14 protein-coding genes are annotated in these 15,232 nt (G+C 41.3%); all 14 read left to right on the top strand.

Annotated elements, in window-relative coordinates; all coding sequences use genetic code 11:
- Nucleotides 1-12 precede the first annotated feature (12 nt).
- The 14 genes from AB1488_08060 to AB1488_07995 all read left to right on the top strand — a co-directional run bounded on the left by AB1488_08060 (nt 13) and on the right by AB1488_07995 (nt 14,974).
- Nucleotides 13-987, top strand: a complete 975-nt coding sequence (locus AB1488_08060) for a hypothetical protein (GenBank protein MEW6410051.1) — start codon at nt 13-15, stop codon at nt 985-987.
- Entirely contained in the window at nt 971-2,776 is a 1,806-nt protein-coding gene (locus AB1488_08055) for an alginate export family protein (GenBank protein MEW6410050.1), read from the top strand. Before AB1488_08060 ends, AB1488_08055 begins: the two co-directional genes overlap by 17 nt.
- A gap of 121 nt (nt 2,777-2,897) precedes the next feature.
- Entirely contained in the window at nt 2,898-3,230 is a 333-nt protein-coding gene (locus tag AB1488_08050; protein MEW6410049.1) for a hypothetical protein, read from the top strand.
- 67 nt (nt 3,231-3,297) lie between these two features.
- Entirely contained in the window at nt 3,298-4,236 is a 939-nt protein-coding gene (locus AB1488_08045) for a PKD domain-containing protein (GenBank protein ID MEW6410048.1), read from the top strand.
- The gene (locus tag AB1488_08040; protein ID MEW6410047.1) at nt 4,226-4,861 is read left to right on the top strand and encodes a YkgJ family cysteine cluster protein; all 636 of its coding nucleotides are present in this window, start codon (nt 4,226-4,228) and stop codon (nt 4,859-4,861) included. The genes AB1488_08045 and AB1488_08040 overlap by 11 nt, the downstream gene beginning before the upstream one ends.
- A 16-nt stretch (nt 4,862-4,877) precedes the next feature.
- On the top strand, nt 4,878-7,250 hold the full coding sequence (locus tag AB1488_08035; protein ID MEW6410046.1) for a molybdopterin-dependent oxidoreductase: 2,373 nt from the start codon (nt 4,878-4,880) through the stop codon (nt 7,248-7,250).
- A 15-nt stretch (nt 7,251-7,265) separates the two neighbouring features.
- The gene (locus tag AB1488_08030) at nt 7,266-7,805 is read left to right on the top strand and encodes a 4Fe-4S dicluster domain-containing protein (GenBank protein MEW6410045.1); all 540 of its coding nucleotides are present in this window, start codon (nt 7,266-7,268) and stop codon (nt 7,803-7,805) included.
- A gap of 4 nt (nt 7,806-7,809) precedes the next feature.
- A complete protein-coding gene (locus AB1488_08025) occupies nt 7,810-8,421 on the top strand; it encodes a molecular chaperone TorD family protein (GenBank protein ID MEW6410044.1) in 612 nt (203 codons plus the stop codon).
- Between the two features lie 284 nt (nt 8,422-8,705).
- On the top strand, nt 8,706-9,173 hold the full coding sequence (locus AB1488_08020; protein ID MEW6410043.1) for a hypothetical protein: 468 nt from the start codon (nt 8,706-8,708) through the stop codon (nt 9,171-9,173).
- Between the two features lie 252 nt (nt 9,174-9,425).
- The gene (locus AB1488_08015; GenBank protein MEW6410042.1) at nt 9,426-11,960 is read left to right on the top strand and encodes an ATP-binding protein; all 2,535 of its coding nucleotides are present in this window, start codon (nt 9,426-9,428) and stop codon (nt 11,958-11,960) included.
- Between the two features lie 29 nt (nt 11,961-11,989).
- A complete protein-coding gene (locus tag AB1488_08010) occupies nt 11,990-12,352 on the top strand; it encodes a four helix bundle protein (GenBank protein ID MEW6410041.1) in 363 nt (120 codons plus the stop codon).
- Nucleotides 12,353-12,433: 81 nt separating this feature from the next.
- Nucleotides 12,434-13,867 (top strand): ATP-binding protein, encoded by a 1,434-nt coding sequence (locus tag AB1488_08005; protein MEW6410040.1) that lies wholly within the window; start codon nt 12,434-12,436, stop codon nt 13,865-13,867.
- A gap of 85 nt (nt 13,868-13,952) precedes the next feature.
- Nucleotides 13,953-14,294 (top strand): four helix bundle protein, encoded by a 342-nt coding sequence (locus tag AB1488_08000; protein ID MEW6410039.1) that lies wholly within the window; start codon nt 13,953-13,955, stop codon nt 14,292-14,294.
- Nucleotides 14,291-14,974, top strand: a complete 684-nt coding sequence (locus tag AB1488_07995; protein ID MEW6410038.1) for a response regulator — start codon at nt 14,291-14,293, stop codon at nt 14,972-14,974. Before AB1488_08000 ends, AB1488_07995 begins: the two co-directional genes overlap by 4 nt.
- Nucleotides 14,975-15,232: the final 258 nt, after the last annotated feature.

Genomic DNA, 15,232 nt, shown 5'->3' with positions numbered 1-15,232 from the left:
CAAGGAGGAAACATGCGAAATAGCCGTTTAATTTTAATGATGGTGATAGCCATTGCTTTCATAAGCTTTAATATAAATAGTTTGACATGGTCAGAGGAGAAAAAACCAAAACGAAAAGAGGTTCCCCAGCCCCATCCTCTTCATTTAGAGGTCAAGAGTCAGGATACTGGAGACTTTTCTCTGGAGGAAATCACAGATTGGGAGGGCTTTTTAAAATCTCTCCAAGCAAAACTTCATATTCTGCCACTTAGTGACGAAACAAGGTTCTTAATAAAGAGTTATAAACCTTATACATTGACCAGCGACGAAAAGTCTTTTATTGTAAATGAGATAAATAAACTTCTTACAAATAAAACGCTTCCTTCTCAAATGAAAAATATTGTGACTTTTAGTGGTAAGACAAAGAAGTTGGAGTTAGATTATAGAAGAACCAAAACCATAGAAGACATGAAATGGCTGAATAGAAGCATTATAAACGATATGTTTGCACAGACTCCACGCAGGGAAAAGGTTAAAGTATTAAAGAAGTTGGCGTGTACAACCTGTCATGAGGCGTGGGAACCTGCTAAGCTGGGATTGGTTGAGAGAGAGGTCCCTAAACCGATCACTGAAGGCGCTGATATCTTAGAGGTTATTGCAGAGTTGATAGACAGGGGTGTCATTAAATCAATGGCTGATATCGAGAAGTTAATAGAGGAAAAGAAAATTAAAGTGATAAAGCCTTACGATCCATTGAAGAACTTCGTTATAAGGAGTGACCCGAAGGGAGAAATACCCTTTTTTGTAGCCATCCATCCTGAAAAGCCTTATACCTTTAAACCCCTTATGGAACGCCTCGTCTGTCTGAAGTGCCATGGTCCTGATAGGGAGATTAAGGAGATCAAGGGTCCAGACGGGAAGATCAAGAAGATCTATATATTTTATGGACCCATAGAAGAAACATTGAAGCGTAGAGCAGAAGAATTGAAGCGTGAGCAGGAGAAATAACAAATATAGACATCCCATTTTTGCGGTAGTTCCTTTTTTCTTTCTATTTTGCATCGCCTTTTCAGCAGAGGGAACTGATATTGGAGTAAAAGAAAGATCAGCCCCACAATCTGAAGATGCCCAAAAGAAAATTCAGCAGCTGGAAAGACGTATCGCAGACCTTGAAGCAATAATTAAAAGACTGCTTGAGGATAAAAAAGCAGGGGCAGCGATCAGCAGTCAACAGCCAACAGTCACGAAAATGGCGGTGGAAGAGAAAAAAGAAAAAACCTCAGCAAGCAAAGATGAATGGGAAGAGCCTGTAGTTCAGAAAGAGCCAGCAAAGGGAAGGGATGAAGAGGCGAGGCGGAGGCTTACAGAACTGGAGACATGGAAAAGGAAGTTAGAGGCTAAATCAGCAAAGGAAGAAGAAGAGGTGGCTGAGAAGGTAAAGATTAATTTATCTGGAAAGTATAAGGCTCGCTTAAATATAAGGAATAATCTCAATCTTAGTAACCCAAAGCAGACCTGGGAATACGACAATGACACATATATTGACCAGAGGCTTCAGTTAAAAATAGAAGCAGATTACGGTCCGCTTACATCAGTTATTCTCTTTGATAGAGGAAATTATGTATTTGACTGGAAGGAAGACAGCGAAGGAACCCTCGATAGGTGGTCAGAATTTCAAACAGTTAATGCAGCACAGTTCAGAGAGATTTATTTCCAGTATACAGGTGATTTTGTCCTTAAGGTAGGAAGATATTCTATGTTTGTTGGTAATGGGGGAATTGTCCTTGAAGGTCCTAACATAGATGCCATAAAACTTAGCTATCCTATTGGTCAGACATTTATGGGAAGGGTCTCTACTTCTCTTGCCTATATGGCGCTCCCCGGGGGATGGAAAAATTATGACAATTTCACATATCCAGCAGGTGATAGAAGCGCTGTATTTGGTATAGCCAATAAATTAGACGGTTTGCTTCTGAGTTTTAATATTAAACCGACAACAGATTTAACTATCGAACCTTATGTACTCAAGGTTTTTGACAGGGGTAAGTTTGGGAATTCAGATCTAAACCTCGATAAAGATTTTAATAAAAATACAACACCCCGCGATGGACATTTTGAACCGATGTGGCTTGGGGCAGCAATTTTAGGTAAAATGGATAAGATATCCTATAAGGCTGATTTAATTTATCTTACCGGTTCTTATACCCTGACAAGGGATATTAATGCATCTGCCCTTTTATTAAGGGGTGACTATAATTTTGGGCAGGTCGGCTCTCTTAAGAATTTTTCTGCAGGATTGGAGTTCGGTCGTGGTTCAGGGAATAAGGCTGATGATCCTGCCACAAAAGACATGAAATATTTCAGTGGATTATTCCTTTGCAAAGAGCGTAGAAAATTCGGGAACATCTTTAGTGAGGATTTAAGGGCAGGATTCTATTTCTGGGATAGCAATCTTGCCAATGTAACATTTGTCAGGGCAATTTCAGACTTTGAACCTGCCCAGAAATTGAAGACAAACCTCTCACTGTCAAAACTCTGGACAACGGAGAGTGTTTATAAAGGTCGTGGTCCTGTAAGTAACTGGTGGGACTGGAGTAGAGGGACATCTACTACGACTGCAAAGACAAGGGATATTGGATGGGAATTAGATATGAATCTTGTTTTTCCAATATACAAACGAGTAAGAGGCTTTACAGAGGTAGGATTTCTTATACCGGGGGCTGTATATCAGAAGTCAAATGGAAAAAAGGCTGACCCTGCCTCAGAGATTGTGATAGGAGCGGAGTTTGAATTTTAGGTCAAATTACACAAACCTCTCAAAATGTCATTGCGAGGGACGAAGTCCCGAAGCAATCGCATTAGTTCGTGGTAGGCTTCGCAATCTTTTTGCTTTGGGATTGCTTCGCCTTCGGCTCGCAATGACAAGATTTGTCTTGACCTTGCTTGTTATAGTGACAGCAGGCTATGGAATCAGTTTTGCCGGCGAGCAGAGGAGTTTTCAGGTTGGAATTATTGCTACACCAAAATCAGGAAGGGGCCCTATGTGGGTTTATCTAAAACCAGAAATAAAAAACCTAAATGGAACTTTGAAGTTTAAGTGGTACTTCGGAGATGGGAAAGAGAGCGTTGAGCGGATACCACCCCCTCACTTATATGAATATGGAAAATGCATCGTCGTATTAGAAGTTACCGATAAAGATAACAAGAAATATACGGCAAGCGTTACTATTGACGCTGGAAATCCAGGGTGAAGTGGTTTCTTCTGCTCCCTGCCGGAGCGACCGGACTAAAATCAGGGTCAAAAGGAGGTTTTAAAAAGTGATTAGACTTACTAAAAGCATGTTACTGTCAGGTATTTTGTTTTATTGCTTGGTGCTGGGCGGTGTTATTCCTTCTTATGCTCAGGATGCATCTATTGTAAGGGCTACACAGGTAGATGGGACTGTGACAAAGAACGGTATACCATTAAAAGAAGGTGATCTCATACAGAGAGATGACAAAATTGCCACCAAAGAGAAGTCAGCTGCTATCCTTACATGGTCAAACGGAAGTATAGTAGAGATTTACCCCGAAACATCTCTTATTTTAAAGGGGATTACCTTCGAAGGTGATAATAAATTAGAGAGGACATTGCTTGCCCTCGAAAGAGGGCGTATATTTGTAAAGGCCCAAGTTCCCGAACATATATTCAGTCACTTCGAGATAAATGTAAGTAATGTCCCCCTTATAACTCAGGGTGCTGAATTTGCACTCAAATACGATGAAGCCGAAAAGAAGTTTACAGTCTGGTCACTCATAGGAAGGGTAATTGCTGAAATGGGCACCAACAGAGTAAGGATAGAAGAAGGACAACAGGCAGTTCTGAGAGTAGGTGGAAGCCCAGAAACTCCTGTTCAAATAGCAGCTGGGACGAAGGAGGCATTAATGAAGACATCCAAAAGATTGGGTGGAAGCCTATTAATTGAAGAAGAAACAATATCCACTGGTGGGCTCCTTAAGGTAAAGATTGGGGGTGTAAAAAACAGGAGAGGGGACTTCCCTTATACGGTTAAATTCAAGGCTATTATTGGCGGTGGGAGTGGAAAGATTAAGTCAATCCAATGGGACTTTGGTGATGGTAAAAGCGCTGAGGGGAAAGAAGTCCAGCACACCTTCACTCAGGGGGTCTATATAGTAGTTCTCCGTGTTGAAGATGAAAATGGACAAAAGGCTACATCCCAGATCAGCATCTCTGTGGAAGAAGCCTGTGCATGTTAAAAAGGGTTTCCATTGTATAGAAGGATGTGTGCGATGTTGCACAGACAGGGGCAATCCCCTTGAACTGACCATAGTAGATATACTCAGGCTGAGCAGGCGCCTCTACATAGGTATCAAAGATTTTTTTGAGTGTTATTGTGAGATAGTATGGAACAGAATACCGGATACATCTCTTCTCATACCATCTATCGCTTTGATATTCCCCTGTGGGTTTCTGGAAAGAGATAAATGCACCATCTATGATTTCCGACCTATCCATTGTCGTCTCTTTCCTGAGGCATTGATATTAGATAGTGGTGATTTGAGTTTATATCGCAATTGTGGCTACAGGTGCATAGATGAAGGCATCCTGATGGATAAGAGGAGGGAGACTTATATACATGAACTGAAAGAGATAGATAGGAGAGAATTAAAGGCTACCGCATCCTATTTTGAGAATTTTAAATACTGTGTTGAGTTGAGACCTGAGGAATTTAAACGAATAAGCAGTCTATTATCAGAGATAGATGATATGGAAAAGGCAGAAAAAAAGAGAGAACTATGCACAGAGACAATCAGCAAAGACACCAGAGATAAAGTATTCTCCATCTTCATGGAAAAACTCAGCAGGCTCGATATGGAATAATGAAGGAGGGTTATGTATGGATAAGCTAAGGCTTTCAAGGAGAACATTTCTAAAGGTAACAGGTGCTGCTATTGTTGCAGGCATGTCTTCAACTGCAAAAGCCTCAGAAGGTTTTAAACAACATAGACCGTATACAGAGAGCGGTATAGCGCCTACGCCTGACAGAGTAGTAACGAGCGGATGCATGTGGTGCCAGAACGCGTGCAGCATGAAGGTGCATGTGCAGGGAGGCCGTATAGTCAATATTTACGGCAACCCCGACGACCCCGTAACCGGCGGCAAGATTTGTCCCAAGGGTCAGAACAATGTGAACGTGCTTTATAACAAATACCGTCTGAAGGCACCATTGAAAAGGGTTGGCCCAAGAGGAAAACCAGAATCCTATCAGGAGATAAGCTGGGAGCAGGCTTTAACAGAGATCGCTGAGAAGCTGAAAATGGTTAAGGAGAAATACGGACCTGAGGCATTTGCATGGTGGGTCGCTGGAAGGAGCGAATCTCAGGCAAGGGCGGGATTATCCGGCACATTCCAGAAACTTTACGGCACGCCGCACAGAGAGGGGACAGGCCCATTCTGCAACTTTTCGGGCGGGGCAGCCTCTAACTCCATTTTAGGACATAACAATCCGCCGTGGACATACACGAGGGAAGATTTCGGCGGCGCAGACTGGTATATGTTCGTAGGCAGCAACATGGCTGCATGTAAACCTGTAACATTTGGAATAGTGAATGATGAGAGGATAAAAAGAAAGGCAAAACTTATCGTGGTTGATCCGAGGATGTCGGAGGCAGCAAGCAGGGCTGATGTGTGGCTCCCTATAAAGCCCTCTACGGACATGGCATTAGCGCTTTCGATGATATACCACATTATCGAGAAAAACCTGCAGAACAACGATTTCATCAACAGCAAAGTGCTCGGCTTTGACAAGCTGAAGGCATTCCTCATCGAAAAGAAATACACGCCTGAATGGGCGGAAAAGGTAACGGGTATTTCCGCAAAGACTATAAAGGAACTTGCGGAAGAGTACGCAAAGACCGAAAAGGCGATAATTATGGGCAATGCGGGATTGAGCCACCATACGAACTCGATGCTTACGCACAGGGCCTTTTATATGCTCGCGGCAATTACAGGACATTTCGGAAAGCCCTCGATGGGCTACGGCTGCGGCAATAACGGCGGAACAAAAATGGGAAGCGTTTCGGCTCCGAAGGATAAGATAGTAAAGCCAAAAAAACATAGGCTCGGAAAATCCCCTGTAGCATGGGTCGAGCCGATGATTACCGGAAAGCCTTATCCCATCAAGGCATTTATGTCAATGGGTAATCCTTTTGTAATGTGGCCCGATCAGGGGAGGATAAGAAAGGCGCTGGACAATCTCGATGTCTCGGTATATTTCAGCATTTTCCCGAGCGTCGAGACGACCTATTTCGATTATGTCCTGCCGTCGTCGCCGTGGACCGAGTCGGGAGGCGTAGGCCCTGTTTCGGACGAAAGGCGATTTGTCTTCAATCCGCAGATCATCCAGCCGCTTCATCAGGCAAGGCCCGAGAGATGGACGATTATCGAACTCGGCAAAAAGATGGGATGGGGTGATGTGTTTAAGGACGAATATAAAGATTGTGTGAAATTACAGAAGGCAATGTCGAAAAAGACCGGATTTTCGCCCGAGAGATTTTTTGCAAAAAAAGAAGGAGCATTAAGAGGCCCTCTTCCCAAACCTGATTCGCCCGAGATCGGAACGCTCTATACCGAAAAATACGGCGTGCCGGGCAAGAAAGGGCAGTTCCCGAGGCCATCAGGCAAGGTAGAGATATGGACAGAACAGCTTGAAAAGGCGTTTAAGAATCAGGGGCTTAATCCGTTCGAATTTTATGCCGACCCCGAAATTGGAATGAAGGACGGGCTGCCGTATCTCGAATATATAGACGACGATACCTCGGAAGGAGTTACCTCGCAGTTAATCGGCAAGATGAGGGCGCGGCGCGTAAGAGTAAAATATCCGGTTGGACCTGAGATATCCGGCTTTGACATGTATCTTACCACAGGTAGGCCGAGCGCATCGCAGTTTCATGGCGGCACGCACTGGGTCAGTTATCTCAATGAACAGATGCCCGACCAGTACTGCATGATACATCCTGAGAAGGCTATGGAGATAGGTGTTCAGACCGGGGATAAGGTGAAGATAGAGGGATTAAAGGGGCATGTGTTCGCAAAGGCATGGGTCTACGAGGGCATAAGGAGAGACACGGTTTTTGTCCCGAACGGTTATTCAGCAGAACAACCCACAGGGTGGAAGTCCATAAACTTCATTACGAACAAAGACAAACGATGCCCAGTATCAGACCAGACAAATTACAAGGGCCTGATATGCAGAATAGAAAAGGCATAGAAGGAGGAGAAAACGATGAGTCAATATGCAATAATGGTTGATTTAGAAAGGTGCACTGGATGCAAGTCCTGCGAGACTGCCTGTAAACTTGAAAACGGCATCCCTGAAGGTAGATACAGAACAAAAGTCATATGGATTGATCCTGCAAAAGGAAGAAGACTTAGCTTTATGAAGATGCCATGTATGCATTGTGAGAAGCCACCGTGTCAGGCATCCTGCCCTACCGGTGCAATCTCAAAAAGGCATGAGGATGGAATTGTCCTTATGGATAAGGAGAAATGCATAGGCTGCAGGTACTGTATATGGGCATGTCCTTATGGAGCAATGAGTTTCGATGCAGATAGGATGGTTGCGGACAAATGCACATACTGTGCCCACAGGCTTTATAGGGGTGAGAAGCCCGCATGTGTGATTAAATGTCCAGGTTATGCCCTGAGTTTTGGAAAGAAAGATGAACTTAAGGCAAAGGCTTTATCAGAAGGCAGAAAAGAAAGAAACATCAATGTTGGTAATACAAACCCAGCAACTTTCTATTTTGAGAGGTTGAAGCCTTGAAGAAGTGATATCTCGTGCTGACATATATGCCCAATTAAGCGAGTTTTTTAAAGAGCCTACTGAAGAGTTTGCCGATGATGTTGCATCAGGCAGACTCCTCAATTTTTTCAACGAGGTATTTTCGATACTCGGTTTGGATGCATCTCTGCTCACAGGTCTTTCAATAAGTGGCAATGTATATACACTCCTCAAGGATGAATACAGAAAGCTTTTTATAGGCCCAATCCCACCTTATATAGTTCCGGTTGAGAGCGTCTATAAGAGATGGTCAGACGATCCCGGGTGTAAGTTGGCAATAGCAGGAGAGAAGGGTTACCTGATGGGGGATCCGGCAATAGATATGATAAAGAGATATCAAGCTAATGGGATTGTAATACCTGATAAGTATTCCTCCATGCCTGACCATATAGCACTGGAATTAGAATATATGTCATATTTATGCAATAATGCATCAAAAAGAGAACAGAGGGAATTTTTGGAAACTCATCTTGACTGGATAGACAGCCTTTCAGAGGATATTAATATGGTTGATAAAGGCGGTTTCTATTCTACAGCCATCCAAATCACGGAAAAAATGGGACGGTTCTATTTTCTTGACAGTGAAGATAAAAGATGATAGGTTTGTCATATGCCGAAGACAGCAAGCATAGCACCAATCGAAGATCGCGAAGCAAAGGAATATGTAGATCACACTCTAACAAAGGGGAATAGCCGAGGAGAAAATAGAACCGTCCCATTTTTACACTGAAATGAATAGAATTTGGTTTAAAAAATCAGAATCCTTTAAAACTGCCAGACAATTTGATATTGATTATTATCTCTCGATGTCTCCATCTGAACGATTGGAAACAATGCAGTTTTTGAGAGAAATGTCCTTTAAGTTCAAGAGAGAATTAAAATATGGAAAAGGTAGAAAAGGATTACGAAGAGTTATTAAGATTATTCAATAAACACAAGGTAAAGTATTGTATAGTTGGTGCATTTGCAGTTGCCTTTTATGCAAAGCCAAGATATACAAAGGATATGGACATACTGGTTGAACCGTCTATTGAGAATGGTAAGAAAATAGTAGAGTCCCTCAATGAATTTGGCTTTGGAACCTTAGGACTCTCTATCAATGATTTTACTCAAGAGGGCGGGATTATACAACTGGGATATGAACCAGTGAGAGTGGATATTATGACTTCAATTGAGGGATGCACTTTTAGACAGGTCTGGAAAAATAAAAAAAGAGGGAAATATGGCCGGGAAAATATTTACTTCATTGGTTTGGAGGAATTGATAAAAAATAAACAGGCATCAAAACGGAAGCAGGATAAAGTGGATCTTGATATCTTGCTCATTGCAAAAAAACGGATGAGAAAATAAATGGGGTATTTAAAGTAAGTGGTGGAGAATGATATAATAATTAATGAGGCAATGGTATGATTCTTGCTCAATCAATCCTTCTTATTGTTATTGCGAGTTCCGATCCCGACAAGTCGGGACGGGACAGGCTGTTCGCTATCCACGAGGTTTTAATCCATGTCGCAAAACTCCGAACTCCGAACTCCCCGGCCTCGCTCCGCGAAGCGGGGCGGGCCGAACTCTTCACGAGGCGACTCAAAGATGAGGAAGATAATGTTTAAATTCAAATCCCTCATAGCAAAACTTATCTTTATGGGCATCATAATGCTCACATTTCTTGCCATCTATATCACTGCTGACTATAGATTTACACATCACGTGAAGGATGAGGCAAAGCGTATTAGCATTGTAAGCAGAGAGAGAATGCTGATACACCGTATGGCATTAAAAACAAGGGCTGTGATAATTGAAGCTTCACTGTCCGTTGAGAAAGAGGTGTTAGAAAAAGGGATTAAAAAGCTGATGGCTGAATATGAAGAGGGGCTCTATGGCTTGAGAGATGGAAGTGAAAGGCTCGGACTGAAGCCTATACCTGAGCATTATCAAGAATCAATCTCACATCTCAATGCCTTAATTGAGCTATGGCAGAATATCCAAAAACCAGTCCTTTTTGAAGTATTAAGGCTTCCTCCAGAGAGAAAGAATGAAACCTGCAGAATGTGTCATTCAGCCATACGTGATAACATTGGAAAGATAGAGGTCTTTGTAAGTTCCATCGAAAGGCACCATGAAAAGGAGATAAAGGATTTTGACACCCTCAGGCTTTATGTATTAGGATTTTTCTTTATTGCAACAGTCTTCATTATATGTTATGCGATACAGAGCATCATAAAACCTGTAAAGAGACTCAGGGATGCAACAAAAGAGATTGAAAAGGGGAATTTTGATGTAAGGGTTGATGTAAAGAGCAAGGATGAGATAGGAGAGTCGAGCAGTGCTTTTAATCAAATGACACAGACCCTCAAGATTCTTTTTGATGAAAAGACAAGACACCTAAGAGAAGTATGGGCACTTACGGATGCATCAAATATCATTTTTGCTATTTCCCCTACAGCGAACATCTATGAAGCGATATGCAATATTGCAGTCAGAAACTTTGACTTAAGGATGGTATGGATTGGGCTAATAGAGGAAGGAAGTTACGATATAAAAATAGTTGCTCATGCAGGTTTTGAGGAAGGCTATCTATCAACCATAAAGGTTACATGGGATGACTCACCTACTGGTATGGGACCATCTGGCATGGCTATAAAGACAAAGACTTCGAGGGTTATACACGATTATGAATCTGACCCTGCAATCACTCCATGGAGACAAGAGTCATTGAAGAGGGGTTACCGCTCTTCGATGGCAGTGCCAATAATTTTCTCTGATGGCAAAGTAATAGGTGTTCTCAGGTTTTATAGCGGTGAGCCACAGTTTTTTACAGGGAAGATGTTTGATATCTTTCAGGTCTTTGCTAATCAGGCAGCAACTGCCATCGAGAACAGATGGCTTATTGAAGGGCTTGAGGAGAAGGTGCATGAGAGGACAAAAGAGCTTGAGATGTCTAATTTGGAGCTTAAAAAATTAACTAATGCGGTTGAGCAGGCAGCAGAATCGGTTGTAATAACTGATACCAGAGGAACAATACAATATGTCAATCCAGCATTCTCTGCAATATCAAGTTACAGTAAAGAGGAAGCCTTGGGAAATAATCCAAGAATTCTTAATTCTGGCAAGAATCCTCCTGGATTATTTAAAGGCATGTGGGAGACCATATTGTCGGGCAGGGTATGGAAGGGAACTGTTATCAATAAGAAGAAAACAGGAGAACTTTATTATGAAGAGATGACGGTGACTCCTGTGATGGATAATCAGGGGAAAATTACAAACTTTATAGCCATTAAAAAAGATGTGACAGAGAGGGTTAGGGCAGAAGAAGAGCTTCAGGCTGCTATGAAGCAGGCAGAGTCTGCGAGCAGGGCGAAATCAGAGTTTTTAGCCCTCATGTCCCATGAAGTAAGGACACCCCTTAATTCAATAATTGGCTTTTCAGATATGTTGGCTGAAGGGATAGAAGGACCATTGACAGAGAAACAGAAGGAGCATATTAACAGCATTCATAAAAGTGGAGAACACCTTCTTTCTCTTATAAACGACATACTTGATTTATCAAAGATAGAGGCAGGAAAGATGGATCTTGAGCTAAATAAATTCCTCCTGAGAGACCTTCTTAATTCGAGTTTACTCTTTTTCAGGGAGAAGGCACGCAGTCATAATATAGAGATTTCCCTAAAGATGGAGGATGAGGGGATTATTATTGAGGCTGATATAAGGAGGCTGAGGCAGGTGATGTTGAACTTGCTTAGCAATGCCATAAAGTTCACACCTGATGGGGGTTCCGTGCGGGTAACCGCACGAAAAGTTCGCAACATGAATGTCATTGCGAGGAGCGTTAGCGGTCCCGAGCAAAGCGAGGGAACTCGGAACGAGATTGCCACGCCTTCGGCTCGCAATGACAGTTTGAGAGATTTCATCGAAATCTCTGTTGAGGATACAGGTATCGGTATATCGAAGGAGGACCAGGCAAAACTCTTTCAGCCATTTCAGCAGATAGAATCTGATATTGTGAGGAAGGTTGGGGGTATAGGGCTTGGTCTTGCCATCTCCAAGAAGTTTGTGGAACTACATGGTGGGAGGATATGGGTTGAGAGTGAGGTAGGAAAGGGTAGTAGGTTTGTATTTGTGATACCGGTGAGACAGTAGTAAGAGGTAGGTAGCAAAGGGGTAAAGGATTGGAAAAGGCAAAGACTTTCAGAGATTTGTTAGTATGGCAGAAAGCACATGCACTGGCTCTTGATGTCTATAAAATGACACAAGATTATCCCAAAGAAGAAAAATTTGGGCTTGTTTCTCAAATGAGACGGTCAGCTGTTTCTATAGCTGCAAACATATCAGAAGGTTTTACTAAGAAAGGACACAGAGATAAGATGAACTTTTACAATATTGCCCAGGGTTCTTTAGAAGAACTCAAATACTATCTGATTCTTTCACATGACCTGGGATATCTGGATTTACTTAAAAATCTGTTTGAGAAAGCTGAAGAAGTCGGTCGGTTGTTAAGCAGACTTCATACTTCTCTGGAGAATAAACAATGAATAATAATGGTGTTTCCCTTTATTCCTTACTACTTGCTACTTACTCCATGTTCAACAGGGAGATTCTCGGAGGAAGTTTAAATGTCTGAATTGGAACTATTTATAGATAATTTTATGATTATTACTCCGATCTGCCTGCTTTATTTCGTTTATGGTCTTGCATTCCTCTTTTTAGGTGTAGCTATTGTTGTAAAAGATAAGAAGGCAAGCGAGTTGAGACTTGCAAGTTGCCTCTGGCTTCTGGCCGGGTTTGGTTTTTCACACGGAGCCCACGAATGGCTTGAACTCTACCTCCTTTTACAGGAGAAATATATATCGGTGCAGGAGATATTCTTTGTGAACTTAGTAATAGTATTTGTTGTTGTTCTCTCCTTCTTATTCCTGTTACAGTTTGGCTTAGCACTTATACGCTCTATTGATAATAATCGCATGAAGTGGTTAAAAGTAATTCCAGCGATTCTTTTTCTTTTCTGGGTCATATACCTATGGAATAATGGATTCAGTATAGATATACAGTTCTTTGAAAAAGCAGACAGTATGGCAAGAAATACATTTGGTCTTCTCGGCGGGGTCGTAACTGCTTATGGGTTGGTGACATACTCCCGCGAGGTAAAAAACTTAGACCTTTCTGTTTCAAAAAATCTATTTTACGCCGGTATCACATTTGTATTTTATGGTTTTTTTGCTGGAATTGTCCCTTCTCGCTCAATGTTACCTTTTCTTCCATTCCCGGTAGAAGTGCTGCGTGGTATATCAGCTGTCTTGCTTACCTGTTTTATAATAAAGGCACTTAATATTTTTGATATAGAAAAAAAGAGAAGATTAGAGCAACAACTAAAACGCCTTGCAAAGTCTGAGAAACTGGCATCTCTCGGACAGCTTGCCGCTGGCATTGCTCACGAGATAAACAACCCTCTAACAAATGTATCCTTGAATATACAGACCCTTAGGGAACGACTAAAAGACGCTATCACAGACAAAGACATTTTACAAAAACTTGAAGCGATTGAAAAGAATGTAGACAAGGCATCTATAATTGTAAAAGAGCTATTGCAGTCTTCTCACCAGAGAGAATCCGAATTCATTCCTTTAAATATCAATAATATAATAAATAGCACCCTGACACTTTTGAGGTATAAACTCAATAGCGTGACAATCCATCAGAACCTTACGGATGTCCCTGATATAATAGGTGACACAGGGAAACTTCAACAGGTCTTTATAAATATCCTTAATAATGCATTAGAAGCAATGCCTGATGGCGGGGATATTTATATATCTACATCCTGCGACAACAATGATGTCAAAATAGAAATATCTGACACAGGTAGCGGTATCTCAGATGAGCATCTCACAAGGGTATTTGACCCATTCTTCACTACGAAGGGGGTGGGTGCTGGCACAGGACTTGGACTTTCAATCTGCTATGGTATAATCAATCAACATGATGGAACTATAGAAATATCAAGTTCTGTTGGAAGAGGAACAACAGTAATTATTAAGCTCCCATCATAGGATTTCGGATTGCTGAATGTAGATTTCGGATTTAAAAAAATCTAAAATTCATGATCCGAAATCCACAATCGAGGGGGAGGGGAAAATGAATCGTAATGAAATGAAAAAGAGAACCAAAGAATTTGCTAAGAGAATAATCGATCTTTGCCGAAAACTACCAGATAACAGAGAAGGAAGATTAATTGGTAATCAGATATTTCGTTCTGGGACCTCTTTGGCAGCTAATTATAGAGCTGCCTGTCGAGCGAGGTCAATCAATGAATTTATTTCAAAACTCTCTATTATGGAAGAGGAAGCAGATGAAACTTTGTTTTGGCTCGAGTTAATAAAAGAAATAGAAATTCTTGATAAAAGCATGCTTAATTCTTTAATAAAAGAGAATGATGAAATTATAGCAATTATCGTTTCCAGAGGTAACAAAAAATGAATTCAAAATCCGAAATCCGCAATCCCCAATCCGAAATCAAAAAGATTCTAATAGTAGATGATGATGCAGAGTTGAGGGCGAACCTCTCTGAGATACTGATAGGAGCAGGATATCATACGGATGAAGCCTCATCTGGCAAAGAGGCGATAGAAAAAGCTGACGCTGAAGAATTTGATATTGCACTTCTTGATTTAATGATGCCAAAGATTAGTGGCATCGATATCCTTACAGAACTTAGAAAGGTAAGACCAAAAACAAAAATAATCATGATCACAGCCTTTGCAACTGTAGAAAATGCAGTTGATGCTATAAAAAAAGGAGCAAGTGACTATATATCCAAACCCTTTAAGGTTGAAGAACTCCTGACTACAATAAGGCGTGTGCTTGAAGAAGCCAGGTTTGAAGAAGGTGTAAGGAAATTAGACCTCGACTATATAATGATTTCTTTATCCAATCCTATAAGGAGAAATATTATACGATTGCTTTCCTCAAGAACGAGTATGCGTTTAATGGAAATAACGAGAGAACTTGATATAGAGGATCACACGAAAGTGGTCTTTCATCTGAAGATGCTTAAAGAGTCGGCAATCATAGAACAGGATAAAGAAAAGTCATATTTCCTCACAAGAGAAGGGGAAAGGATCGTCAACTGTCTTAAGGTTTTAGAAAGCTTCCTTTAAACATTGTTATTCGCACCTCAAAAATTCTCAGACCTTTTTTGGATATGTGAAATATTCTTCACAAAAACCTCGATTTTGTAAAGAACTTTTCTATTGTATCTACCTCTAATTTGACTGCAATATTAGATGTTATGAGAAGGCATGCATTAAGACCTCTTTATGTAGCCCTTGGGTTAATAGTGATTATACTGATTCTTAGGCCATTTGTTGTTCCTAAGGATTTTGGGATTCATCTTCAGGATACTCCATATGGTGGCT

The sequence above is a fragment of the Nitrospirota bacterium genome, from assembly GCA_040756155.1.
GTDB lineage: Bacteria > Nitrospirota > Thermodesulfovibrionia > JACRGW01 > JBFLZU01 > JBFLZU01.
The sequence above is the reverse complement of the archived record's forward strand: the minus strand, read 5'-3'. Positions and strand labels throughout refer to the sequence as shown.

Excerpts from the sequence above, each read along its gene's own strand:
- AB1488_08000 (MEW6410039.1), top strand. The coding sequence starts at position 13,953 with ATGAATCGTAATGAAATGAAAAAGAGAACCAAAGAATTTGCTAAGAGA.
- AB1488_08015 (MEW6410042.1), top strand. The coding sequence starts at position 9,426 with ATGTTTAAATTCAAATCCCTCATAGCAAAACTTATCTTTATGGGCATC.
- AB1488_08035 (MEW6410046.1), top strand. The coding sequence starts at position 4,878 with ATGGATAAGCTAAGGCTTTCAAGGAGAACATTTCTAAAGGTAACAGGT.
- AB1488_08005 (MEW6410040.1), top strand. The coding sequence starts at position 12,434 with ATGTCTGAATTGGAACTATTTATAGATAATTTTATGATTATTACTCCG.
- AB1488_08050 (MEW6410049.1), top strand. The coding sequence starts at position 2,898 with ATGACAAGATTTGTCTTGACCTTGCTTGTTATAGTGACAGCAGGCTAT.
- AB1488_08020 (MEW6410043.1), top strand. The coding sequence starts at position 8,706 with ATGGAAAAGGTAGAAAAGGATTACGAAGAGTTATTAAGATTATTCAAT.
- AB1488_07995 (MEW6410038.1), top strand. The coding sequence starts at position 14,291 with ATGAATTCAAAATCCGAAATCCGCAATCCCCAATCCGAAATCAAAAAG.
- AB1488_08030 (MEW6410045.1), top strand. The coding sequence starts at position 7,266 with ATGAGTCAATATGCAATAATGGTTGATTTAGAAAGGTGCACTGGATGC.
- AB1488_08060 (MEW6410051.1), top strand. The coding sequence starts at position 13 with ATGCGAAATAGCCGTTTAATTTTAATGATGGTGATAGCCATTGCTTTC.